We start from the raw sequence: 24162 nt of genomic DNA on the forward strand, positions 1-24162 counted from the left end.
GATGCCAACAAACAATTTCAAAGTAGGGGAAATGTTGAACAAACGTACTCCTAATTCTAAGACTTGGATGAATTTTGATGGTTCCTATACCACTGAAATTCATTCAGGTTTTGTTCATTTTGATGATGAAGAAGGAAATCTTCACAATATCAACACTGATTTATATGATGAAGCGGATTTTGATTTGATCGATGTGCCTGTTTCTAAGCATGCTAAGGGAAAATTCGATGAAGCTAAAAAATTAGCCAAAACTGCTAAGCAGAAGCAAGTAATGGACAGAGGACAGTTTGATTTTCAAGCACTCAAAGTGCCATTTGAAGCTAAAATACCAAAGAATTTCATGCGAGGGTATACTATTGGAAAAGGTGCAGACAAATTAACTTTCAAACCTGTTAAAGCTAGTCCATCAATGGGTTCGCTTTCTGAAAATGATCGTTCAACAATTGTTTATCAAGATGTGTGGAATGATGCAGATGTTGAACTTAAAGTGACATCATCTGGAATTAAAGAAACTATCATCGTAAAAACTGATAAAGCACCAATAAATTTCTCATTCGAAGTGAAAGGATATTTATCCGAAGACTTAAAAAGTGAGAATGGTCAACTTAAGCTTGCACCTGCATGGTTGATAGATGCGAACGGAATGGAACGAGATGTATCACAAACTTTAAGAACAGAAAGCAACGGGAAAGTATATCTTGATCTTGTTGCTGATTTAGTGGGACTTACTTTTCCTGTAGAAATTGACCCTACGGTTACGATTCAGCCAGGTACGGGAGGTAAAGATACTTACGTTGCCTCTTATTACTCTTCCACTAATTACGGTGGTGCGGATACAATTTCAGCGGGCAGAATGGCAACGGCTGAAGTAGCAGCACTAATACGGTTTGATTTATCGGCTATTTCTTCAAATGTGCAAGTAAAAGATTCAAAACTGACACTTGTTCAAGCAGGAAATGAATATCCGATACAAGTAGTATGTTATGAGGCAACCGCAACATGGGAAGAAAATATTGTTACTTACGCTAACAAACCAACTTATAATATTTCGGAAAATTACGGAATTCAGTCCGGTTTAAATAACGGTGCGAAGGAATGGAACGTAACATCTTTAGTAAATTCATGGGTCGTTGGTTTAAAACAAAATCATGGTTTGTATTTAAGGGATGACGGTGGAACATACGGTTCAAATGATAGAGTTTATTATTATTCATCTGAATACACAGGAAATGTAGCAAATAGACCAAAACTATCTGTAACCTATAATCAACCACCAACCGCACCAACAGTTATTGCACCAAACGGGGGCGAAACGTGGAATAGTTCGCACACGGTGGAGTGGTTGGTTTCAGAAGATGAAAAATTGATTGAAATTGCTAAGAGTGCCACGTCTACGACAAATCCAACACCTACAACTTTTGGTCAGACTTATATCGTAGAGAATACTGGAAGATTAAAAAGCGTTGCGATTAGGTCGGACATAGCAACTATAAGCATTACATTAGCAATCAAAACTGAAAATTCGGGGCTTCCCGGAGCTACGACATACGCAACAAAAACATTAACAAATTATACAGTTCCAAGTGATGGTTATATTGTTTTTTTACTTGATGAACCTTTGGATATATCGGCTGGTCAAAAATTGGCTTTTGAATTTAATGATGGCGGGCAGAATTCTTCATATTACATTTCCACTAGCAATCCATATTTAGGTGGAAATGTGTTTGCTGGTACTAGTATTTCATCTACTTATGATTATGATATGAAAATCGTTGAACTAGCTTCGAATGACTTACAATATCAAATACAACTATCAACAGATGACGGAGTGAATTGGTCTGATATAGTCGCATTAACGGCTGCAGGGGCAACACAGTTTGTACATGATTTTATTAATGCACCGCAAACTTCCACTGCCAAGATACGTATCCGTGCATTCGATGGCTCAGCATATGGACCGTGGGATGAATCAGATGGGGTATTTTCAATTATTCACAACGTGGCTCCTAGCGCACCAACTAATTTAACGCCAGTCACAACGAAAGATTGTGGAGAGATAATTCGGTTCGCATGGCAACATAACGATTCCAACGGAGATGCACAATCTAAATTCGATTTAGACTATCGTCTTCAGGGGTCTTCTACATGGAACACTGTCACGCTAAACTCAGTCAATCAATACTTTGATTTACCTGCTGGTACATTACCTAGAGGAACAATAGAATGGAGAGTTCGAACGTATGACCAAGCAGATTTAAGCGGTCCATATTCAGAACTTAAAACTTTCTTTGCTGGCGACAAACCTTCGAAGCCAACAACATTAAATCCTATCGATGGTTCAATCGTTTCTGTATCAAATCCAACTGTTCAGTGGTCTAGTGTTGGACAAGTTGGGTACAACCTTAAAGTGTTAGATGCATCGGAAACTGAAACTTTATGGGAAACCAATCAAACTTCCAATAATAAAGCACATACAATCGGTTACAGTCTAGAAAATGAAACTAATTACGTGATTCAACTCACAATTAAGAATGTGGACGGCATTAATTCAGATGTTGAAAAATCATATATTCATGTTTCTTATACACCTCCTGCAATTCCGATAGTGGAAACACTTTCTGATGAAGTTAGAGGGTCGATTATTCTTAACATAACCAATCCTGAACCGACTGGGACTGAGCCATTAGTTATGTTAAATGAAGTTTATAGACGTTCTTTAAATAAAGATTGGATACGAATTTCATTTGATGTATTAACCGGTGCACCATTTACAGATTTCACACCTGCAAGTGGAAAAACATACGAATATTATGTTCGCTCTTGGGGATTGAATGAAACATACCGTGATAGTCCAATATTTCAAGCATCAGTATCTTTTGAACACGCCCAGTTAGCCATTACTAGCGATTATTCGGAATGGGTGGAACTAGTCAATAACAAAGATACTAATCGTCAAAAAACACGTGGCAGAACTCTTAATCAGTTTGTTGGACGTGCTTATCCTTTAGCAGATTTTAGCGATGAGCAAACGCAAAGTATTGAGCTATCTTACATCACACAAGATTATGCAGATGTTGAAAAATTTTATGCCATCGCTGACCGCCAAGAAACCATGCTTTATCGTGATCGAGAAGGAAGACGTGAATTCGTTACGATTGATGTAACAAGTGAGGTAGAGCAGTATCTTGGAGAAATATTTAATATTAGTTTTACAGTTGAAAAAGTTTGGTTTAAGGAGGACGTCTAATGCAGTCGTTTTCTCATCCTCTATATAGTAGAGAGGATTTACTTAATGTGATTCATGGTGTTCATGGAAGTCGTGCAATTTCATTTAGGTATGATTTATTGGACAAAAAGGATAACAAACTCAAAGAACTTTATTCAGTAATCGATGGTGAAGTAAGTATGTCTTCCTTAGCTCAAATTAAGCGGACTGCTAAATTCACGATACAGGATCAAGGCGATATTGATTATTTATCAAATCGAATTCAACCATGGATCATATTTAAGATGCCTAAAATGATGAAAAGAATTGATACCCAAACAGTGAATGTACCATCCCAAAACATCGAATTTCCCCTCGGTGTTTTTTTGTTGGGATCGCCTACAAGGAAGGAAGATAGCAACAGCGTTATCCGACAAGTGGATGCTTACGATGGTCTACTTGTCTTAAGAGATGATAAGTTTGACTCGCGCTATTTCATAGCTGCAGGAACTAATTATAGAAACGCAGTAATAAGCATTTTAGAAAGTGCTGGAATTGATAAACATAATATTGAAGAAACAAATAACGTACTACCTACAGATCTGGAGTTTGAACCAGGTAAAGAAAAGCTATTTTCAATCAACGAACTATTAGGGGCTATTAACTTCACTCCCATACACGTTGATGTATACGGCTATTACACTAGCATTTATTATCGGAGTCCTTCGGTTCGTGCTGCTGAATACGTCTATGCAGATGATATAAAGAGTATTTTGTCTGCAGGTATGGAAGAAGAATTGAATTTAGTTGAAACACCAAACCGATGGGTTGTTACAGTTTCAAATCCCGAGCAAGAGCCTTTAATCAGTACCTATACCAATGACAATTCAAATAGTCCGACTAGTACTATAAATCGTGGGAGAAAAATTACGGATTTCCGGCAAATTGAAAATATCGCTGATCAAAACTCCCTAAATGGTTATGTTCAACGTATTGCCTTTGAAGCATCGCAAGTATATGGCAAATTGAAATTTAGCACAGCAATAAATCCATTGCACGATTATGCAGATGTTTTGGAAATAATTTATTCTCCATTGGGAATTAAGGACAAGTATTCAGAAACATCATGGACAATACCTTTAAGAGCAGGTGCGTTAATGTCTCATGAAGTTCGCAAGGTAGTTCAGATATAGGAGGTGAACTAATGCCGATAATTAATCGTTCCACTTTTGCACAAAAAATAAATGCAAGTAAAGATTCATCAGCAATTAAATTCGCCAAAATTGAACCTGATTATACGGCCGGAAGACCAAGATTGATATTTGATGGAGAATTAATTCCCACCATAAAAAAATATCCTTTTTTAAGTAGCTATGCACCAAAAGCAAATGATAGGGTTATGATTATTTCGGGAGTAATTCAAGGGAAAATTGTTTAATAAATATTAAAGGGTTCTTTTCTCTTTTGTCGAAATGTGTTTAAAAGAGGAGTGTATGTATGAACGAAACTTTAACTTCAAGAGATTATTCTTATGAAATCCAAAGTCTAAAAGACTTAATCACAGTAATTCAATCAAATCTTAATTTTACTTTATCAATCTTCCTTGGAGTAATTAGCGTTGCAATCACCATAGCGGGAGTAGCCTTGTTTCATCTTGCGAAGACATGGGTGCATAAACGTGTCGATACTGAAATAAAAACAATTGATGACAAAATTAAAGGGTTTTTGGCAGTGAATCCACCAATTCTTTGGGCGAGAGGGAGCGGTGTACTAATATCTTCTCAAGCCCTTGGTGAAGTAAGTACTGCGTATAAGCATGAGTATCAAGTTATAGGTTTAAAGGATTTTAGTAAAGAAGACATCATTTATATTGATGCCTATTATATTCATGGCGGTAAGAAAACAGCTATTGAAGATTCAAATGTCTCCTTAATGGAAAACGGAGTAAAAGTAAATGTTGTTGAAACTATTGGAACTCTTAGACCTAACTTTCAAGTCCATGTTTTCCTTTTATGGTCAAACCCGAGATTAAAAAAATAATAGTATTATGGAGAACGTCCAAATGGTCGTTCTTTTTGTTTTGCCAAGAAAGGGTGAGTTGATGACAGAAGTACAAGTCGCAGAGAAAATCGCGAGTTCAGAATACGTCTTTGCGATACTTTTTATTATTATGTTGTTTATCGCAGTCAGATGGTTTGCTGGACATTTAAAAGAAATGAAACAAGAAAACCAGGAGCGTGAAAAAGAACTAAAGGATTTATATACCGAACATAAGGAAGAATCAAAAGAACGAGAGAAACTCTTGCTCCGCCACTTGGAAAACTCGAATGAATCACAGGCAAAAACTGCTGAAGCGATAAAAAAGATGAGTGATAGTATGAAGTCCATTGAGCAACAGATGGATACAGGATTTAAAGAAGTATGGAGAGCATTTAAAGGAGGAAAACATAATGGCAACAGAAATGATTAATGTAATATTGTTCGCAACAATTTTGGTACCGATCGTCTTAGCTTTAGTTCAATTATTGAAAATTACTTTTCCGCTGCACAAGAATTATATTCCGCTAATTGCATTATTGATAGGGATAATAATTGGAGCAGCAGCGTATCCATTCTCTGAACTTGAAATAGTAACACGATTATGGGCTGGTGGATTCGCAGGACTGGCTTCCACAGGATTGTTTGAGTTAGGTAATTATCGTTCAGGGTTAACGAAGGCGAGTGATAAGTAATGGCATATGAAATCGAGAGACGTATTGTCAAAGCAATACCAAAAAACAGAGTAAAATCATACTCTTATATTCTTGCTCACGAATCAGGCAATGCAAAGAACACAGGTGAAGGATCACTTGAATCAGAAGTTAAATTCATGGCAAACAATTGGCGAAATGCCTTTACACATTTCTGGGTAGGTAATAAAGCGATTATCCAGCTGGCAGAAGATGGCTATGTTGCATATGGAGCAGGCGGCTATCTTAATCCCCACTCACCAGCACAAGTAGAGTTAGCTCGTGTGGATACTCAAGAAGAGTTTGATGAATCCTATAAGCGATATATATGGTTACTCCGTCACCAGGCAGATAAATATGGCATTCCTAAAACGTTGGATAGTGATGACCGTAGAGGCGTTAAAACTCATTTATGGATATCGAAAAATTTAGGTGGTACTAATCATACAGATCCTTACGACTACCTTGCAAAATGGGGAATATCGAAAGAACAGTTTAAAAATGATGTTGAGAATGGAATTGACTTGAATTCGAAAGGAGCTGAATCAAGAGTGAATTACTTACAGTGTGGAGATAGCGGTGGAGAAGTAAAAGTCATGCAAGAATTATTAGTGGAAGCAGGATTAAAAATTTCAATTGATGGAAGTTATGGACCTGCAACTGAAAAAGCGGTTCGAGCATTCCAAACAACTAACAATTTATCTGTGGATGGTTATTACGGTCCCGTAACTAAAGCAAAGTTATTGGAAGTTCCGAAATCAAAGCCATCCAAAAAAGAATTGTACCGTTTAGTTACGGGGACATTTGGTAGCAAGGAAGCTGCTGAAAAGTCAGCAAATATACTGAAAAGGCAATTTGGCTGGACGGTTTATGTAAAAGAAAAATAATTGTGTCTTAGCCTTGCTCAATGAGTAGGGCTTTTTTATTTTGTCTATTTTTGTCGAATATTACATGAAAATGTCCGTCTGTAATATAATTGATGAAATAAAAATGGGGTGAATTAAATGAACAATTTAAATATTAATACAAGAATCTTAATGTTTTCTGTATGCACATCATTAGAATTCGATCTGAGAAAATTTATCTTAGAAAGTAATTTGGTTAAAAATATACCGGAACCTATTAAAAACAAAGCAAAAGAACGAAACAAAAAACTTAAGACCGAAGAGATAAATACAAATAATTTAGCTTTCCTAACTGAGTTAGACATGGGAGATTTAGTGGACATAATATCCAACAATATCTATGAATTTAAGTTAAACATTGAAAAGAAGAAATTGTTAGTAGATTATTTCACCAAAATAATTCCCATAAGAAATAGAGTCATGCATACCAGACCTTTAGAAATAGGAGATAGATCTATCTTAAACGAAGTAATAGAAACTGTGGACGAAAAACTATTCTGGATTAATTGGAATGAAACTATTAAAACAAGAGAGAAAATTAGAACAAGTCCACATGAAATAATAAACCAGTCATATAAAAAAGTGATTGATTATACTAGTAATGTTTATCACAATCTCCCTATACCAGAATTTGATGATACTGGCTATATAGGTAGAAAGAATGAAATGAAAAATATTATCAATTTATTAAAAGATAAAAAGAATCAAATCATTACAATAGTCGGAAACGGCGGAATTGGAAAAACGGCAACTGCAGTAAAAGCATTGTATGATTTAATAGATTTGGAAGATAACCCTTTTGAAGCAATATTATGGGTGAGTCTTAAAACAAGAACCCTTTCTAACGGTGAATTTCAAAATATTAATAAGGCAATTATCGATATGAAAGGAATGTTTTCTAATTTAGAGAAATTAGTAATTAAAGAAGAAAATCTAGATAAACAAAATATTATAAATTTTATGAAAGAATTCAATACACTTTTGGTAGTAGACAACCTTGAAACCATTAGTACTCCTGAAATTATGGGATTTCTAAAAGACATTCCTGAAAATTCCAAAGTGTTAATAACATCTCGACATGGAATAGGAGAACTCGAAAATAGAATCCAACTAGAAGGATTAGATATAAATGATGCACTGACTTATTTCAGAATTTTATCAAAACATTATGGATTAAAATTACACACCAGGTCAGACAATGATTTAAAAAGACTTATAGGGGAATTCCTTTATTCAAGTCCGTTGTCTATAAAGTGGTTTATATCTAGTATATATACCGGCCTAAGTGAATCTTCCATATTGGCAAATAAAGAAGATTTGATAGTGTTCTGTATGTCAAATGTAGTTAACAAACTGAATGATAATGAAAGAAAAATTCTTCAATTGCTTCTAGTGGAAGGGAAAAAATTAAGTTATGGAGAAATTGATTATTTCTTGCAATATCAGGAAGGAGAACTTGTAAAATATATTAATAATTTGGTTTCAACAAGTATGATACAACTTATTAATGGAGAATATGAACTAAATCAAATGGCAAAAGATTATCTTTCTTTAAGCCATCCACCTAAAAATGATTTTATTAACAAGGTATTTAAACAAAGATCAAAGCTAAATACTATGATGCAAGAGATAAAAATAAAAAATGAAGTAGATCCATTTAATCCTAAATCCATTTATAAAAATTTAGAAAGTAGTAATAAAAAAATTGCTTCTTTTTATTTAATTGAAGCACTCGATTTTAGTTCCAAAAGACAATGGGAAATGTCCTTCGAAAAAATAAAAAAAGCCGCAAGTATTGCACCTGATTATTTTGAGGTTTATAAAATTAAAGCATTTATAGCTGCAGAAAGCGGAGACTGGTATGAAGCCATAAATAGTTATCGAACTGCAATAGAGACTTGCCATAGTAATTTTGAAAAAGCTACTGTTTTGTATTTATTCAGCGTCTTTTATGTTGTTCGTATGGTAAACTACGACAACGCGAAAGACTTAATTCTTAAAGCTAACGAATTATATCCAGAGAATAAAACATTGTTAATGGAAAAAGCAAGAGTTCTAACATATTTAGGAGAATTTAACGAAGCACAGGAGATACTTGAATCTATAGTTATTGATGAGAGTTTCACACAAAAAGCATTAAATCTTTATACAACAAGAATAGCTGATTTATACCGTAGAATGGCGAGCAACTACGATAATAGAGACAATTTGAAAAAATATGCTTTGTACAAACTAGCAATCGAGAGAATTGAAACACTAAGCGAAATTGACCCTATAACATATCAAACTCTACTAAAAGTATTAGTTGATTTATCATTTATACACCGAAATCCTGATGCCCTAAGTTTGTTACATGAGACTTTAATTAAACATTTTGATAATTTAGTTGGAGTTAAAAGTGCAAATATGAACAAATTAGTTAGGAGTATTGAGAACTTTAAACATGAAATTCCTTCGGATCTTTATGATTTAGTGAGAAAATTATCGAAAAATTATCAACAGGAAGCAAAAACAATCAATAATCCTAATATTGGTCTAGTTGTAAGGGTAATTAACAATTTTGGATTCGTGCAAAATGCCATTGGTTCATATTATTTTAATTTTAATCAATGCCTATATAATCCCGTTAGTGTTGGTGATCGTGTAAGTTTTAAACTTACTCAAAACGTGAAAGGACCCGTGGCAATAAAATTAAATTTAATTGACTAGTATAATTCTCCAAATTATGTGGTAAAATAATATTAATTAAAAGTATAAGATGCACCATTTGAGGTGCATCTTTTTTTGTTGCAAAAAGAACAAGTGTTCGCATATAATTAGCAAAAAGGAGCGAACATGATGCGAGAACAAATTCGAAAATGTATGCAGCTGAATCAGATTGTTGAAATGATCTACATGGATAAACATGGCCAACTGTCCAAACGTCGCGTGAAAGTAATAAAGATGAACTCCACATCGTTCCAGTCTTTCTGTATGACGAAGAACGCTAAGCGTACATTTATTATCGATAATGTTCTCGCAAACGCTCCTGTCGTGAAAAGGGAACGAGTAGTGATATGAGGAAGATTAATCGAGCTATGCAGCTTCAAGGTGATATTAAAGACCGCGGTAATATCAAATGGACTTCGTTATTTCTGCCGGAACATGTGAAAGCTATGCGTGAATGGCAAGAGGACATAGGGAAAGTAGATAAACCTTTACTAGATGAATTCGACCTGCAGGTACTTCAGGAAGAATTGGAGATCGCAATCCAGACAGCAAATGAAGTTCGTATTAAAGAATGGAAAGACGGTAAATTTGTTTATCATAGAGGAATCATAACTCGAGCAAATAGTCAGAAACTAACTTACGAAGATCCTTTCGGGAAGCACGATATTTACGCGACAAATTTAATTGAAATCATGTCATTGTATTAAGAATAGACCTCCTTAAATGGAGATCTATTCTTGTACAACTACAAAACTTTTATTTAATTGTTCTATGTTCTCGGCTGCAGAAAGCATATGAGTTTCAGAAGTCGATAAAATTGATTCTAATTCATCCATTTCAGCAGGGGAAAAGTCTCCTTTATTTAATACTGTTTGAATGTGATTTACTGCGGCACCTCTAATCTTGGTAGCAGTTGAAAAGTTGGTTTTGAATTTATCAAATTGTTTCTTGTTGTAGCCAGTTAACTTTCCGGCGGATATTTCGTGTATTTGATTTTCCAGATCCTCGTAACTAACTTCTAGCAATATCATTCTTCCGTATGCTGTTGAAATGTTCGTAGTTGTTCCTATACCATTTAAAGTTGATTTAAATTCTTCTTCCCATAATCTATCAAACTCTTTAACGACTTTGTCCATTTGTGGTTTAACATCATTAATATAAGATTCTTTTTCTACTGAATAAACTTCACTCTTTTCTTCTGTAACAAACGCCATTCCTAACCCTATAAATGAAACTATAAAAACATATAAAGATATCCCTGCTCGTTGCAATTTTTGCTTCGCTAATTGTTTATCTGTTTTAATAAGTCTAAAATATCTATACATATAGACTAGAACTAATACAAATGAAACTGACGAAAGTAGTAATAAAAAATTATCCATAATCCCCCCCTAGTATCCTTTTACCTACATTATCAAAAATAAATATTTTAATATAGTTCAATCATTCGACACTTTTCGACAATGATTATTTAATAACACCCACAATACACTTATGCGCCCTCCTCTAGCATCATGAGATTAGTGCAGTGAAAAGTGTGAAGCTTAAATATGATAAACAATTTGATAAGCACGATATATATCATAAAAATATAATTGATATATGTTTCTTAAATAGAGGAAATCAAATTTTCGTGTCGAATAGAAATATTCGGGAGAGTGAGAATGAAGTTGAAGAAGTATAGTGTTTATATAAAGTATGAAGATGATAGAGTACAGGAATTTGATACTGATATAGATGTCAGAACACTCAAAGTGCTGCCATTGAGTAGCCCGCGATTAATTATTATGGAAGACTTGAACTTTATAGATGTTGGGAGAATTAAGGAATTTAAACTTACAGAAAATGAATTAGTCACAACATACAAAAGCCCCTCCATTTAGGAAGGGCTTATTTTTAATTAGAGAAACTAAATTTTTAGCTATTACCAAATATAGGTAGACTATATTCTTCCGAAAGTTTAGAATTTAACTAATACTTTTAGGAGGGCTCAAATGAAGAAAATATTACTTTCTCTCGTTACTTTTGTCTTATTTTTCTCGTTTACAAGTTTTAAGAATGTGGATGCTGCAAGTTACTCTGATGTAACTCCGAGTCATAGATTTTATGAAGATATCATGCTTCTTTTAGACAGAGGAATTGTAAGCGATAGTCAGCGATATGGAATAGATAAACCTATAACGCGCGAAGAAGTAGCGATAATGGTTTCAAAAGCAGTTGGATTAAAAGGCGGAAATGCTACTACAGGCTTTCCAGATGTTCCATCAAATTTAAGTTCTTCGGGGTACATAAAATCTGCCGTCGATGCAGGAATAATTGCTGGGTATACCGATGGAACATTTAAGCCAAAGGAAATAGTAAACAGAGGGCAAATGGCAATCTTTGTTGCACGTGCTTTTCATCTTACAAACCAAAAAGAAGTGAAATTTAAAGATGTCTCTTCAAACATGTTTGCATATACTGCTATCCGTCAAATCTTAGCGGCAAATATTACAACTGGTTTTCCAGACAATACTTTTAAACCAAATGATAAATTGACAAAGGGTCAAATTTCCGCATTTTTAGCCAGAGCAATTCGAAATGCTCAAGCTTCCATTGGAAACGCGAAAGTTCATTTCATAGATGTCGGTCAAGGAGATTCTATTTTAATTCAATCGGCAAGTGGAAAAACAATGCTGATTGATGGCGGCCCAAAATCAGCAGGAACTAAGGTGGTTAGTTACCTTAAATCTAAAGGCGTTACTAAACTAGACTATGTGGTTGCAACTCATCCAGACGCGGATCACATTGGCGGATTGATTTCTGTGTTGAATTCTATCTCCATCGGCACATTTTTAGATTCTGGAAAATCACATACTACTGATACGTACTTAGAAATGCTTCAATTAATTGATTCGAAAAATATTAAGTACGAAATTCCAGTGGAAAAAGAAGTTATCAATTTAGACGATAATTTCAAGTTTACAGTTCTGAATGCTGGAAAAGAATCTGATGATAACAATGAAGCATCTATCGTTTTGAAAGGTGTTTTCGGAACACAATCATTTTTATTTATGGCGGATGCTGATAAAAATACTGAGTTAGATATTATGAGTAAGTATAATGTTTCAGCTAATGTGCTAAAAGCTGGTCACCATGGTTCCGATACTTCTTCTGGACTATCATTCTTACAAGCAGTAAAACCTCAAACGACTATTTTATCATATGGAAAGGATAACTCGTATGGACATCCAATGGCATCCGTCCTGGCAAATTTAAAATTATTAAATACTAGGGTTTATAACACAGTTGATAGTTGCAATGTCGTTGTTGATACAGATGGGAAAACACATTCAGTTTCCACTAGCTGTACTGGATCAACATCTCCACAAACACCAGAACCTGCACCTGTTAATAACAACTTAAGCATCACAAGCAAAGATTTGTCTACTGAGATTTTAGCTATCAAAAATACTAGCACAGCAACAATTAATTTAAGTGGTTGGAAATTAGTATCCGTGCAAGGTAATCAAATATATGAATTTCCAAATGTAAATTTATTAGCTGGTAAAACAATTTATGTAACAAGTGGGCCAAACGCTAAATCAGGTAATGAATACTTAAAATGGACTACGGCTAACATTTGGCTAAATAGCGGAGATCCAGCAAAACTTATCAATCCTCAGGGAGCTGTAATAAGTGAATTCAAATAAATACACGTTGGATCGTTTTGAAGACGGAAAGGCTGTTTTTTTATCTAAAGAAGATGAGAGTAAACAAGTATTACTTGATGATAAAATTGTGAGCGACCTATCCGAGGGGGACATTGTTAAATTACATGTTGATCCTGAAGGCAAATGGGCAGTCCAATGTAAGTTAGAGGATGAAACTGCTGAACGTAAAAAAGAAGTGAACGACCTTATAGAAAAATTAAAGAATAAGTAATTAAAATCCCTCCAAATTCGTTCGGAGGGATTTTGTTTTTGCTCGAATTGTAGTGACCAAAAAGTGACCAACTAATGATAGTTGAATAAAAAACAAGTACATTAATGATAAAACGAGACAACTAAAAAACCTAAGGATATAGATAAATATTGATGTTGATTAACATATAGAAATAGTGATAGTTTAATCTATAACCCTGGCAGTGTGAAGGTCGTCGGTTCGAACCCGATAGTCTCCATCATAGTTTATTGCAATAGGTAGATTTAAGTCCCATAGACAATAAAGCCTCTACTTCTCTCTAGTATATTGTTTGAGCGTCTAAACTGGTTTCTTATAAGGTACCTTGTATCTTCACAACGTATTCACTTAGTACTCCTTCTGTATATACAGCATGATTTTCTCATAGGTTAAGGCAAAGGAGGAATGCGTATGTACGACAGGGAAAAAGCAGTTGCTTATGCAGATCGGTGGTGGAATTCTGCGAATCCCGCGTATCCTACATTTGCAGTCGATTGTACGAACTACATTTCCCAATGCTTGCGAGCTGGAGGGGGAGAAACTTGGGGCTATCCTGACCGCTCGAAAGGTTGGTGGAACCGAGGGGGGACTTGGAGTTTTAGTTGGAGTGTCGCTCATTCTTTTCGATGGTACCTTGGGACGTCTAAAAGAGGGTTACATGCTGTGGAGCGTCAGGCAGCTACAGAATTAGAGCTTGGGGATGTTATTTGTTACGACTTTGCAGGAGATGGGAGATTCGATCATTCCACGATTATTACTGGGTTTCGAGACGGGGAGCCGCTTGTCAATGCGCATACGGCAAGTTCGTATCATCGAGATTGGCGATATAAGACTTCACCCGCGTTTGAAGACGCTACCACCTATAAATTTTTTCATATTATCTCGTAAACGACAAAAAGCTTCTCGCACTTAGCGAAAAGCTTTTTTTAGTTATTAGGTGATTAATCGTTTTAAGCTTTAGGTGGTGCGTAATATAACGCTCCTAGAGTACCTTCGCCTGCATGCACTGCTAAAACTGAACTTATTTCCCCAATGGAAACCGTCATGTCAGGAGCTTTTTCGAGAATCAATTTTTTGACTTCTTCTGCTTGAGAGACATTGTTTCCATGCATAATATTTACTTCTCGCACATCTTCCTTTTGGTACGATTCCACGATACGATCCACCAAATATGTCATGGCTTTTTTTATCGATCGTACTTTATCGAGTGCGGTTAATTCTCCTTCAGGAGTAATTTGTACAATTGGTTTGATTTGTAAAACACTACCTATGTAAAACTGAAGGCCGCTCATTCTGCCGCCTTTATAAAGTTGTTGCAGATTCCCAATCACAATGTAATTGCGGAAGTTCGCAGTATAATCACGCATTTTCTGCGCAATTTCTTGATACCCCAAACCAGATTTTTCGAGTGAGATGCCATATTCCACGAGTTTTGTAATTCCCGTTGATAACGACATAGAGTCAACCGCTTCAAAAGGAATTCCAGCAATTTCTGCTCCAGAGACGGAAGACAAAATTGTGCCAGATAACTTTCCGCTCACGTGAACGCCAATAATCGCTTCGTAGTCTTCTGCAAGTTGTGTATATAAAGTGGCAAACTCACCAGCAGGTGGTTGTGAAGTTTTTGGAAAAACTTCCGAATGTCGGATACGGTCGTATAAAGCTTCCGTTGTTAAGTCGACTCCGTCGGCAAATTGGTCCTCTCCAAAATGGATATAGAGTGGTACAATGTGAACATCAGGCTGACTAAGTAGGTAGTCATTTACATCGGCTGTACTATCAACAACCCAAGCAATCGGTTTTTTCGTCATGAAGAACCATCCTTATAAAGTGAAATTTCGTTTAAATTAGTATAACACTAAAAGTAATTTGTTCCGCTTTTTATTCAAAAAAGGCGAATTAATACTATTCTAATGATAATTTCTTTTTGTTCCGTTCGTCTAACGATTCACGAATATCAAAGCGATGACGATATAAAATGAAAAGAGCTGCAATCATCATTGGCCACGACTCAAATTGACTAGTGGTGAACCACAAAGAGATCAAATAGAAGACGTATGCCACCGCTACAGAAAGTGTTGCACTTCGTAAGAATAGAAAGAACAAGCCAAATGTCGCGCCGAATATCAAAGAACTTGGTAAAAATAACACGAGACCAACGCCGATAAATGTGGCAATTCCTTTCCCGCCTCTTCCTTTTAACCAAAATGGGTAGAGATGTCCAAGGATGACAAATAATCCTCCTAAAGCGATGACAACAGTTGGGAATGAAAAATAATACCCTAATCCGATGATGGCTATTCCTTTTATGGCGTCACCAAAAAAGGTGAGGAAAAAAGCAGGCAAACCGATGACAGCACCAGCATTTCTAGCACCTAGATTTCCACTTCGCTCCACTCGTAGATCCTTGTTATAATATTTCCCTACCCACCATGCCGTCAATAATGTTCCCGCAAGATAAGCAACAACAAGATATAAAGCCATCTATCGAACACTCCTTCGAGCTTTTCTATTTATTATGGAGAAAGAAACGAGATGGGACAATACTTTTTTAAGAGGTGAGAAAAGATGAAACGATTTATTGGTATATTAATCCTAGTACTTTTCGTTTTATCCGCTTGCCATGTGACATCTCAATCTCACTCTGGAGAAAGTATCTTTTCCGGAGGAACAGGCTCTTTGGAGCAAGTAACATTTACAAATAAAACAATCGTGCCTTTAAACGGAGAATGGAAATTTCATTGGAAAAAGTTTTTATCTCCAACTGGAGAGAGTCCGGATGACGCTTCTACTTACATGGCATCGGTACCGAGTAATTGGAAAGAGATTACTGGTCAATCGTATGGCTACGCGACTTATGAAGCCACACTAACTATTCCTCCACAACTAATTGGCAATGCTTTAAGCATTTACATTCCGTATGAGTATACTGCTTATACACTTTACATAGATGGGAAATTCGTCGCGTCCAATGGCTACGTCGGAAAAACAGCCAATGTGACAGAACCGGAATTTTCTCCAAAAGTAGCCTATTTCCATGTGAATGATCCGGATATGAAAATTGTCATGCATGTCTCTAACTTTTCACATCCAAAAGGTGGGTTTAATAGACCTATTCTCTTTGGAAAAAGTAGCGCGGTAGAAGATTATGCTTCTATGCTGTTGGCAAGGTCGATGTTTCTAATCGGCGGACTGCTCTTTATGGGGATTTATTTCCTATCGATTCAGTTCTTTCGTCGACAAGAAAAAACATTTTTATTTTTCGGTCTTATGAGTTTATTTATAGCTGTTCGTTCCCTATTGATCGAACCAATTTACTTTACGGAGCTTGTGCATAATGTTCCTTGGATTTGGCAGCACCGGCTAGAGTATGTCATTTTATTCCTCGGAGCAATTTTGTTCGTCGCATTCATTAGAAATTTATATCCTCGAGATATGAATATCTATTTTGCGTATGCAATTTACATATTTTCAGCGATTGCGGCTATCGTAACACTGTTTACAGCCCCAATTTTATATGTCACCTTGTTTAATTATTTCCTAATCTTGTATGCAATAGCCATGCTTTACTTAGGGTATATTTTAGTGATCGCCACGATACGAAAACGTAGAACGGCAACATTAAATTTAGTTGCAAGTAGTATATTCTTTTTAACAGTGATTAATGACACGTTTGTATCCTTAGAGTGGAGTCGAAACATTGAATTTTCGACGATGGGATTCTTTATGTATATGGTCATCCAATCGATCAATTTAAGTAAAAACTATGCAAGGAAGTATGAAGAATCAGAAGAGCTCACGGCAGAATTAACGGAACTTGCAAATTCATTGGACGAAAAAATAACGTTACGAACAGCAGAGTTAGAAATGATGAATGCAAAACTAGTAGAGCTCACGTTAGTCGATGGATTGACGGGTGTGAACAATCGACGTTTTATTAACCAACGGCTTGAAGAGTTGATAGTAGAAGAGAAACTTTTCAGTTTGTTATTAATCGATTTAGATCATTACAAACAATTCAATGATTTGTACGGGCACATTAAAGGTGACGAATTGCTACAGCAAGTAGCGAGTTTCTTTAAAGAGTTTATTGGCAATGAAGGGACCGTCGCTCGTTACGGGGGAGAAGAGTTTCTTATTATACTCCCCGAAACAAATCGTGAAGATGGCGCAGCTTTAGCGACTAAATTGTGTCACCAACTAGAAAATCGTCAATGGGAGCATAAAGGAAATAGCGCTTCTCCATTTGTTACAATCAGTATTGGCGGAGCATCAAGCGAACAGTTCCATTGGATTACGAAAGAAGAGGCCCTTTCTTCGGTAGACACAGCTCTCTATACGTCGAAAGAAAAAGGAAGAAATACAATCACGTTTTTGTGATATGATAAAACTTCTAGTAGAAAAAAAGGAGCACGACATACGTATGATAGAACAAGCATTATCGATTCGAGAAGCTATTACTTCTCGTCGATCCATCAAAAACTTCAACGGGCAACCCGTAGACAGAGAATCTTTACTCCAAGTATTGGATGACGCAAAATGGGCGCCAAACCACGGAAACCGCGAACCATGGCGAGTCGTTATGGCATGCGGAAAAGAATTAGACGCACTCTACGAATTACTGAAAGAATTCGGAGTGGCAAAGTGGCGTGAACTTTCGGAAGAAGACTTAGCGAAGCAAATGAAAAAGTTTGTTACCCCTGGCGGCTATGCCTTCATTATAGTAAAAGAAGATGTTCGCCAAAAAGAGCGGCTAGAAGACTTTGCGGCGGCTAGTTGTTACAGCCAAAACGTGCAACTCCTTGCATGGGATGCTGGAATTGGCTCTTGTTGGAAAACACCACCTTTCATTGATAACCCAAAATTTCGTGATGCATTAGGTGTAGAAAATGGCGAGCGAATCATCGGAATGCTCCAGTTTGGATACTTTGATGAGCTTCCAAAAGCGAAACCAAGACGCGAAGTAGACCAATTCGTCACTCGATTTGGCCAAACAGAAGAATAAAAAGTAAGATGCACCCCCGCTTTCTGACAGCAGGGGTGCATTTTTATGCAGAGGAAAGGAGAGTGGAAAAGGATAGGGGATCAGGCGAAGTGTCTCGAAGTATCGTTAGAGTGTCCCAATGATGTAGCGAAGTGTCTCAATGTATGCCGAAAGTGTCCTAATGAAACGACGGAGTGTCCCAAAGTTTGATGAATGTGTCTCAATGTTTGCCGAAAGTGTCCCAATGATTCAAAAAAGTGTCCTAATGTTTCGGGAAAGTGTCCTAATGTTTCAGGAAAGTGTCCCAATGATTCAAAAAAGTGTCCTAATGTCTTCGAAGAGTGTCTCAATGTTTTGTAAGAGTGTCCCAATCCTACCAATCGGATGATTTTCGGTTGGCCGAAAATCTACGTTTTTAAAAAAGCACTTCATTAAATTGAAAGAGTCTTGAATCCTGAATATAGTGCCGCAATAATCATGTAAATGTCTCGAAGTTCTGGGGAAGTGTCCTAATGATGTGGCGAAGTGTCCCAATGTTTGGTAAAAGTGTCTCAATGTTTCGAAAAAGTGACCTGAACACCCGCGTAATGTGTCCTGAAAATCCAGTAGTGTGCCCTTATTATCATTTTCCTCTCTCGACCACACGCTCATCCCAATAAAAAAGCTCAAATGTCCGTGAAGACATTTGAGCATGTGACTTATTTCTTTAGTTCATCAGGTTTGAATCCTGCGATAGATTCATAGTAATCTCCAATAACGCGTAATCCCTGATCGAAGTTTTCTAAATGGAAGTGTTCGTTTGGCGCGTGGAAGTTTTCTTCCGCTAAACCAAATCCCATTAAGATTACGGGTACTTGGAGGATGTCGTCGAACGCTGCCACGATAGGGATAGATCCTCCACCGCGGATGTAGGCAGTCGGTACGTTGTATACTTTTTCATATGATGCACCAGCTGCTTGAATTGCTGGGTGATCAAATGGTGTTAAGAATGGCTTGCCTTTGTCAAATTCGGTGACGGAAATTGTGACACCAGGTAGTGTATTTTTATCAATATGTGCTTTTAGAAGTTGAACAATTTCATCCGGTTCTTGATTTGGCACTAATCGACAAGTGATTTTTGCACCAGCTTCGTTTGGAAGAACGGTTTTAATCCCTTCGCCTGAAAATCCGCCGAATACTCCGTTTATTTCTAATGTTGGACGAGTCCAAGTACGTTCTAAGTGGCTGTATCCTTCTTCACCAAATAGAGCAGGAACTTGAAGTTCTTTTTTAATCGCTTCTTCATCTACATTCAGCGCTTTATAAGCTTCTTTTTCTTCTTCTGTAGCTTCTAAAACGGAATCATAAAAACCATCAACTAAAATCTTTCCGTTTTCAGCGCGGAATGAATCTAATACTTGAACAAGCGCATGAATGGCGTTTTGCACGCTTCCGCCGTATAAGCCAGAATGGAGATCGCCTTTTGCACCTTTGACGTCAATTTGTACACCAGCAAGACCACGTAGACCATAGCATACCGCTGGTTTTCCTTTCGCTTGCATACCTGTATCTGAAATAACGATAATATCCGAAGCTAATTTTTCTTTGTTTTCTTCAATGAAGGCTTCTAAGCTTGGACTGCCAATTTCCTCTTCTCCTTCAATGATAAACTTCATGTTTACTGGTAAGGACCCAGTCGTCTTCATCCATGCTTCTACTGCTTTAATGTGCATGAAAACTTGACCTTTGTCATCACTTGCACCACGTGCGAATAATTTGTTCTCCCGAATTTGAGGGTCAAATGGTTCTGTTTCCCATAGATTTAATGGGTCAACTGGTTGGACGTCATAGTGACCATAAAATAAGATTGTCGGTTTTCCTTTAGCGTGCATCCATTCTCCGTAAACAACAGGATGACCTTTTGTCGGAAGAACTTCCACTTTTTCAATTCCTGCAGTTGTTAATGAATCTTTTAACCAATCTGCGGCTTTTTGCATATCGGCTTTATGTTCAGATAATGCACTAATACTTGGTATACGTAAAAATTCTTTCAATTCTTCTAAATGAGTTTCTCTGTTTTCCGTAAAATACGTATCTAGCTCTTGTAAATTAGACAAACAATCCCTCTTTTCTAAGTATTTGAATAATAGGGTCATTATAGCACGGAATGAAGGAAATTATGCTATAGTAGAAGAGACATAGATGAACGGTCATATACATATTAGGAGGATACACTGTTGGAATTTATTGCACTTGCTATTTGTTTAGCGCTGTCATTCTTTTTCTCTGGAAGTGAGACAGCTTTAACGGCTATTAATAGGATGAAGGTCCAGCTTAGGGCGGAACAAGGAGATCGGATGTCACAGAAGCTCTTAGTGCTGATCGCTAAGCCGGACCGCATGATTACGACGATTTTAATTGGAAACAATATCGTGAATATTTTGCTGCCAACTTTATTAACCATCATAGCTCTTCGGTATGATTGGGAAATCACAATTGCAACAACTATTCTTACGGTTATTATCATCATTTTCGGAGAAGTATTGCCTAAGACGATTGCCGCTACTTTTTCGGATAAAATCGCGTATGTTGTAGCTCCAGCCATTGCATTTTTAGTGCAGCTTTTGAGACCATTAACTTGGTTATTATCTCGCTTTACGAATATTTTTATTCGTATTATTTCAAAAGGTGCGGTGAAAGAAGCGACTTTAACGAAGGAAGAACTTCGTACGATGGTGGATATCGCTTCCACGGAAGGTACGTTTGAAGAAGAGGAATCAGAACGCTTAAAAGGTGTGCTTGATTTTCCGCATAAAGACGTGCAAGATGTTCTCGAAACGCATCGAACAGAAATTATTGGTATTCCTGTACAAGCCTCTTACGAGGAAGTCCGAGATATTATTTTGGAACATTATTATACAAGATATCCTGTTTATGAAGAAAGTATGGACCATATTGTGGGGATGTTTTATTCCAAAACCCTGATTGAATGGAGCATGGATCCATCCATGGAGTTGGAAGAGTTAATCGACCGTGAGCCGCTATTTGTCGTTCAATCTGTCAGCGTAGAAAAAGTCTTTAAACAGATGATGGCGAAGAAGAAGCATATGGCAATCGTGCTTGATGAGTATGGTGGAACGCTTGGTATCGTGACGCATGAAGACATTATTGAAGAAATGATTGGGCAAGAAATTGAGGACGAATCTGATGAGGAAGAAGACATTTTAGTATACGAAATGACAGATACGCATCTGATTTGTCACGGCCGCTTGGAAATCGTGGATGTCAATGAAATGTTCAAATTGGATATTCCAAATGACCATGATACAATCGGTGGTTTTGTTTTACAACAACTCGGACATATGCCTGATGATGGCGAACAATTTACGTATGAAAATCTCCATTTTGAAGTAAACACAATGGACCGAAACCGAATATTACAGCTGACCATTACTCGACGTGAAGTAGAGGAGCCAGAGAACGAAACACAGGACGACGAATAGTCCTGTGTTTTTTCTTACACGTTTGTAAGATAACTGAAAGTGATTCCGATAGAGCGTAAGATTCCCATTTGGCAAAATAAGTATAAGAGAACAAAGCCGAATGGAGGATTCACATGCAAGTTCAAATAGATGCTTTATATGACGAATATAACCGATATATGTACCACCTTTGCTTGAAATTAACTCGAAATCCGAATGAAGCGGAAGATTTACTACAAGAAGTGTGGTTAAAGGTAGTACGTTACGAGTCGTACATGAAAGATGTGGAGCATGTTCGGGCGTGGTTAACAACAATTTGTATGAACACGTTCCGCGATCGTTACCGGAAAAATGTTCGACGTAGCAAATATGTTGCCAATCAACCGGATCAGTTAGATGTTCCTTTACTCGATTTGATTCCAAGTGACCGCCCAGCAACGGAAGATCAGTTAGAAAAAGAAGATTTATCTGTCGTTATTCAAGGGAAAATTCGTGAGTTAGACTGTATTTACCGTAAGACAGTAGAATACTTTTATATTCACCAATATTCTCTGATCGAAATTGCGGAGCTAATGAAAGTTTCTATTGGAACAGTGAAATCTCGCTTATTCCGAGCAAAACAACGTTTAAAAGAAATGTTAATCGACGATCCTTCCGCGCTGGAATATTTGCCGGCGTAACCTTTAGATGGTTTGAGAAACTGGTGTAATGGGAATAATCTACTACACTAGTAATCTTCTGGGGGAATGAAAAATGAACAACAAGAAACGCAAAGAATGGAGCACACGCAAACGTATTGTGATGGGCTCCATTGGTGTGTTCGCACTTATTTATATAGCGGTCATTTTATATAATACATATCGACCATTACCAGAAGGTGTCTCTTACAAAGGGGAGATGCATTCCTTAGATAATGTGACGTTTTTAACTGATCTAACGTTTGCGGACGATCAAAAAGGAACTAATCGTCGGTCGGAGCAAGAAATATTTGAACATCTTTATCAAATGATTGACGAAGCGAATGATTTCATTGTTTTAGATATGTTCTTGATGGATGGGTATAACGATGATGAGGAAAGCTTCCCGAAAATAGCAGAGACATTATCGAGCAAATTAGCGGAGAAGAAGAAAGAAAATCCCGATATGAAAATCGTCTACATTACAGATCCGATCAATAAGGGATACGGATCGTATGAAAGTAAGTGGTTTGATAAACTAGATGAAGCAGGAGTTGAGATTGTCTATACGGATTTAGACAAACTTCGCGATTCGACACCTATTTATTCAGGCGTTTATCGTATTTTCTTTCAGTGGTTTGAAACGGGTACGAATGGCTGGATAAAAAACTTAATGGCAGATGAAGCGCCAGATATGACCGCACACTCTTATTTAAAGCTATTAAATATTAAAGCGAATCACCGTAAAGTGGTAATCACAGATAAAGAAGCACTTGTCACTTCTTCTAATCCTCATAATGCAAGTGGATTGCATGGAAATATTGCATTAGCAGTCAACGGGCCAATTATGAACGATATATTAGAAGCGGAAGAAGCTGTTTCCATCTTTTCTGGCGGTCCAAAATTACCTAGAGTCGATGCGAAAGAACAAAAAGGAGAATACAAAGCGCAGTATGTAACGGAACGCAAAATTCTAAAAGCTTTGCTGAAAGATATCGAAGCGACGAAAAAAGGCGATACAATTCGATTAGAGATGTTTTTTGTCGCGAAACGAGATATCGTGAATGCGTTAGTAGACGCTTCTAATCGAGGCGTGGATGTTAAGATGATTTTAGATCCAAATGCCAACTCCTTTGGACAAGAAAAATCTGGTTTACCAAATAGACCAATGGCACAAGAACTAATGGAAGACTCGCAAAACAAAATTGATATTCGCTGGTATAATACCGTTGTTGGGCAATACCATACAAAAATGATTATGATTCAAACAGACGAGAAGACGGTTTTCTCTAGTGGTTCTGCGAACTACACAGAACGTACGTTGGATGATTACAATTTAGAAGCAAATCTTCGTGTGGAAGCACCAAATGACAGTAAACTCGTCAACGAAATGACCACGTATTTTGACCGACTCTGGAACAATGAAGATGCGATGTACACATTAGACGTGGAAGAATATCAAGATGACTTTACATTTTGGCAGCGCTGGATTTATACCATTCAGAAAATCTTGAAAGTTACCACGTATTAAAAAAGGACAATTGCTCGGC

At 36.8% G+C, this 24162-nt stretch carries 22 protein-coding genes; 18 read left to right on the forward strand and 4 right to left on the reverse strand.

Going from position 1 to position 24162, the window contains the following annotated elements; genetic code table 11:
* Position 1: 1 nt before the first annotated feature.
* The 10 genes from D3873_RS02140 to D3873_RS02185 all read left to right on the forward strand — a co-directional run bounded on the left by D3873_RS02140 (position 2) and on the right by D3873_RS02185 (position 10255).
* A complete protein-coding gene (locus D3873_RS02140; RefSeq protein WP_119882474.1) occupies positions 2-3247 on the forward strand; it encodes a DNRLRE domain-containing protein in 3246 nt (1081 codons plus the stop codon).
* Complete coding sequence (locus D3873_RS02145; protein ID WP_119882475.1) at positions 3247-4398, forward strand: hypothetical protein; 1152 nt, start codon at positions 3247-3249, stop codon at positions 4396-4398. The genes D3873_RS02140 and D3873_RS02145 overlap by 1 nt, the downstream gene beginning before the upstream one ends.
* A gap of 11 nt (positions 4399-4409) precedes the next feature.
* On the forward strand, positions 4410-4643 hold the full coding sequence (locus tag D3873_RS02150; RefSeq protein WP_238473811.1) for a hypothetical protein: 234 nt from the start codon (positions 4410-4412) through the stop codon (positions 4641-4643).
* A 59-nt stretch (positions 4644-4702) separates the two neighbouring features.
* Entirely contained in the window at positions 4703-5245 is a 543-nt protein-coding gene (locus tag D3873_RS02155; protein ID WP_119882476.1) for a hypothetical protein, read from the forward strand.
* A gap of 22 nt (positions 5246-5267) precedes the next feature.
* Entirely contained in the window at positions 5268-5675 is a 408-nt protein-coding gene (locus D3873_RS02160) for a hypothetical protein (protein ID WP_119882477.1), read from the forward strand.
* Positions 5668-5937 carry a holin gene (locus D3873_RS02165; protein ID WP_119884451.1) on the forward strand — a complete coding sequence of 90 codons (270 nt, stop codon included), beginning with the start codon at positions 5668-5670 and terminating at the stop codon, positions 5935-5937. The genes D3873_RS02160 and D3873_RS02165 overlap by 8 nt, the downstream gene beginning before the upstream one ends.
* The gene (locus D3873_RS02170) at positions 5937-6821 is read left to right on the forward strand and encodes a peptidoglycan recognition protein family protein (protein ID WP_119882478.1); all 885 of its coding nucleotides are present in this window, start codon (positions 5937-5939) and stop codon (positions 6819-6821) included. The genes D3873_RS02165 and D3873_RS02170 overlap by 1 nt, the downstream gene beginning before the upstream one ends.
* A gap of 117 nt (positions 6822-6938) precedes the next feature.
* Positions 6939-9548: an NB-ARC domain-containing protein gene (locus tag D3873_RS02175; RefSeq protein WP_119882479.1), complete on the forward strand. Its 2610-nt coding sequence runs from the start codon at positions 6939-6941 to the stop codon at positions 9546-9548.
* Positions 9549-9677: 129 nt separating this feature from the next.
* Complete coding sequence (locus D3873_RS02180) at positions 9678-9899, forward strand: transcriptional regulator (RefSeq protein ID WP_119882480.1); 222 nt, start codon at positions 9678-9680, stop codon at positions 9897-9899.
* The gene (locus D3873_RS02185; RefSeq protein ID WP_119882481.1) at positions 9896-10255 is read left to right on the forward strand and encodes a YolD-like family protein; all 360 of its coding nucleotides are present in this window, start codon (positions 9896-9898) and stop codon (positions 10253-10255) included. The genes D3873_RS02180 and D3873_RS02185 overlap by 4 nt, the downstream gene beginning before the upstream one ends.
* Positions 10256-10279: 24 nt before the next feature.
* On the opposite strand, the gene D3873_RS02190 is transcribed toward D3873_RS02185, so the two are convergent.
* Positions 10280-10930, reverse strand: a complete 651-nt coding sequence (locus D3873_RS02190) for a hypothetical protein (RefSeq protein WP_119882482.1) — start codon at positions 10928-10930, stop codon at positions 10280-10282.
* A 612-nt stretch (positions 10931-11542) separates the two neighbouring features.
* Here D3873_RS02190 and D3873_RS02200 point away from each other — a divergent pair.
* The 3 genes from D3873_RS02200 (at position 11543) to D3873_RS02210 (ending at position 14378) form a co-directional block, all read left to right on the forward strand.
* The gene (locus D3873_RS02200) at positions 11543-13240 is read left to right on the forward strand and encodes an S-layer homology domain-containing protein (RefSeq protein ID WP_119882484.1); all 1698 of its coding nucleotides are present in this window, start codon (positions 11543-11545) and stop codon (positions 13238-13240) included.
* Positions 13227-13472 (forward strand): DUF3006 domain-containing protein, encoded by a 246-nt coding sequence (locus D3873_RS02205; RefSeq protein ID WP_119882485.1) that lies wholly within the window; start codon positions 13227-13229, stop codon positions 13470-13472. Before D3873_RS02200 ends, D3873_RS02205 begins: the two co-directional genes overlap by 14 nt.
* 429 nt (positions 13473-13901) lie before the next feature.
* Entirely contained in the window at positions 13902-14378 is a 477-nt protein-coding gene (locus D3873_RS02210; RefSeq protein ID WP_119882486.1) for an amidase domain-containing protein, read from the forward strand.
* Positions 14379-14440: 62 nt separating this feature from the next.
* Here the strand turns inward: D3873_RS02210 and D3873_RS02215 are convergent, their stop codons facing one another.
* Both D3873_RS02215 and D3873_RS02220 read right to left on the reverse strand, forming a co-directional pair.
* The gene (locus tag D3873_RS02215; protein ID WP_119882487.1) at positions 14441-15301 is read right to left on the reverse strand and encodes a DegV family protein; all 861 of its coding nucleotides are present in this window, start codon (positions 15299-15301) and stop codon (positions 14441-14443) included.
* 94 nt (positions 15302-15395) lie between these two features.
* The gene (locus tag D3873_RS02220) at positions 15396-15974 is read right to left on the reverse strand and encodes a glycerol-3-phosphate acyltransferase (protein WP_119882488.1); all 579 of its coding nucleotides are present in this window, start codon (positions 15972-15974) and stop codon (positions 15396-15398) included.
* Between the two features lie 84 nt (positions 15975-16058).
* On the opposite strand from D3873_RS02220, the gene D3873_RS02225 reads away from it, so the two are divergent.
* Both D3873_RS02225 and D3873_RS02230 read left to right on the forward strand, forming a co-directional pair.
* Positions 16059-17870 carry a sensor domain-containing diguanylate cyclase gene (locus tag D3873_RS02225; protein ID WP_119882489.1) on the forward strand — a complete coding sequence of 604 codons (1812 nt, stop codon included), beginning with the start codon at positions 16059-16061 and terminating at the stop codon, positions 17868-17870.
* A 43-nt stretch (positions 17871-17913) separates the two neighbouring features.
* The gene (locus D3873_RS02230; RefSeq protein WP_119884452.1) at positions 17914-18495 is read left to right on the forward strand and encodes a nitroreductase family protein; all 582 of its coding nucleotides are present in this window, start codon (positions 17914-17916) and stop codon (positions 18493-18495) included.
* 677 nt (positions 18496-19172) lie between these two features.
* On the opposite strand, the gene D3873_RS02235 is transcribed toward D3873_RS02230, so the two are convergent.
* A complete protein-coding gene (locus tag D3873_RS02235; RefSeq protein WP_119882490.1) occupies positions 19173-20570 on the reverse strand; it encodes a dipeptidase in 1398 nt (465 codons plus the stop codon).
* Positions 20571-20690: 120 nt separating this feature from the next.
* On the opposite strand from D3873_RS02235, the gene D3873_RS02240 reads away from it, so the two are divergent.
* The 3 genes from D3873_RS02240 to D3873_RS02250 all read left to right on the forward strand — a co-directional run bounded on the left by D3873_RS02240 (position 20691) and on the right by D3873_RS02250 (position 24143).
* Positions 20691-21956, forward strand: coding sequence for a hemolysin family protein (locus tag D3873_RS02240; protein ID WP_119882491.1), 1266 nt, complete (start codon positions 20691-20693; stop codon positions 21954-21956).
* Positions 21957-22069: 113 nt separating this feature from the next.
* Complete coding sequence (locus D3873_RS02245) at positions 22070-22615, forward strand: RNA polymerase sigma factor (RefSeq protein WP_205536278.1); 546 nt, start codon at positions 22070-22072, stop codon at positions 22613-22615.
* Positions 22616-22688: 73 nt separating this feature from the next.
* Positions 22689-24143 carry a phospholipase D family protein gene (locus tag D3873_RS02250; RefSeq protein ID WP_119882492.1) on the forward strand — a complete coding sequence of 485 codons (1455 nt, stop codon included), beginning with the start codon at positions 22689-22691 and terminating at the stop codon, positions 24141-24143.
* Positions 24144-24162 lie beyond the last annotated feature (19 nt).

The sequence above is a fragment of the Paenisporosarcina cavernae genome (assembly GCF_003595195.1).
Classification (GTDB): domain Bacteria; phylum Bacillota; class Bacilli; order Bacillales_A; family Planococcaceae; genus Paenisporosarcina; species Paenisporosarcina cavernae.

Bases quoted from the DNA above. Each gene is read 5' to 3' on its own strand.
- D3873_RS02170 (WP_119882478.1), top strand. From the start codon at position 5,937: ATGGCATATGAAATCGAGAGACGTATTGTCAAAGCAATACCAAAAAAC.
- D3873_RS02165 (WP_119884451.1), top strand. From the start codon at position 5,668: ATGATTAATGTAATATTGTTCGCAACAATTTTGGTACCGATCGTCTTA.
- D3873_RS02155 (WP_119882476.1), top strand. From the start codon at position 4,703: ATGAACGAAACTTTAACTTCAAGAGATTATTCTTATGAAATCCAAAGT.
- D3873_RS02210 (WP_119882486.1), top strand. From the start codon at position 13,902: ATGTACGACAGGGAAAAAGCAGTTGCTTATGCAGATCGGTGGTGGAAT.
- D3873_RS02225 (WP_119882489.1), top strand. From the start codon at position 16,059: ATGAAACGATTTATTGGTATATTAATCCTAGTACTTTTCGTTTTATCC.
- D3873_RS02250 (WP_119882492.1), top strand. From the start codon at position 22,689: ATGAACAACAAGAAACGCAAAGAATGGAGCACACGCAAACGTATTGTG.
- D3873_RS02230 (WP_119884452.1), top strand. From the start codon at position 17,914: ATGATAGAACAAGCATTATCGATTCGAGAAGCTATTACTTCTCGTCGA.
- D3873_RS02145 (WP_119882475.1), top strand. From the start codon at position 3,247: ATGCAGTCGTTTTCTCATCCTCTATATAGTAGAGAGGATTTACTTAAT.
- D3873_RS02175 (WP_119882479.1), top strand. From the start codon at position 6,939: ATGAACAATTTAAATATTAATACAAGAATCTTAATGTTTTCTGTATGC.
- D3873_RS02220 (WP_119882488.1), bottom strand. From the start codon at position 15,974: ATGGCTTTATATCTTGTTGTTGCTTATCTTGCGGGAACATTATTGACG.
- D3873_RS02185 (WP_119882481.1), top strand. From the start codon at position 9,896: ATGAGGAAGATTAATCGAGCTATGCAGCTTCAAGGTGATATTAAAGAC.
- D3873_RS02160 (WP_119882477.1), top strand. From the start codon at position 5,268: ATGGTCGTTCTTTTTGTTTTGCCAAGAAAGGGTGAGTTGATGACAGAA.
- D3873_RS02140 (WP_119882474.1), top strand. From the start codon at position 2: ATGCCAACAAACAATTTCAAAGTAGGGGAAATGTTGAACAAACGTACT.
- D3873_RS02200 (WP_119882484.1), top strand. From the start codon at position 11,543: ATGAAGAAAATATTACTTTCTCTCGTTACTTTTGTCTTATTTTTCTCG.
- D3873_RS02180 (WP_119882480.1), top strand. From the start codon at position 9,678: ATGCGAGAACAAATTCGAAAATGTATGCAGCTGAATCAGATTGTTGAA.
- D3873_RS02215 (WP_119882487.1), bottom strand. From the start codon at position 15,301: ATGACGAAAAAACCGATTGCTTGGGTTGTTGATAGTACAGCCGATGTA.
- D3873_RS02245 (WP_205536278.1), top strand. From the start codon at position 22,070: ATGCAAGTTCAAATAGATGCTTTATATGACGAATATAACCGATATATG.
- D3873_RS02190 (WP_119882482.1), bottom strand. From the start codon at position 10,930: ATGGATAATTTTTTATTACTACTTTCGTCAGTTTCATTTGTATTAGTT.
- D3873_RS02150 (WP_238473811.1), top strand. From the start codon at position 4,410: ATGCCGATAATTAATCGTTCCACTTTTGCACAAAAAATAAATGCAAGT.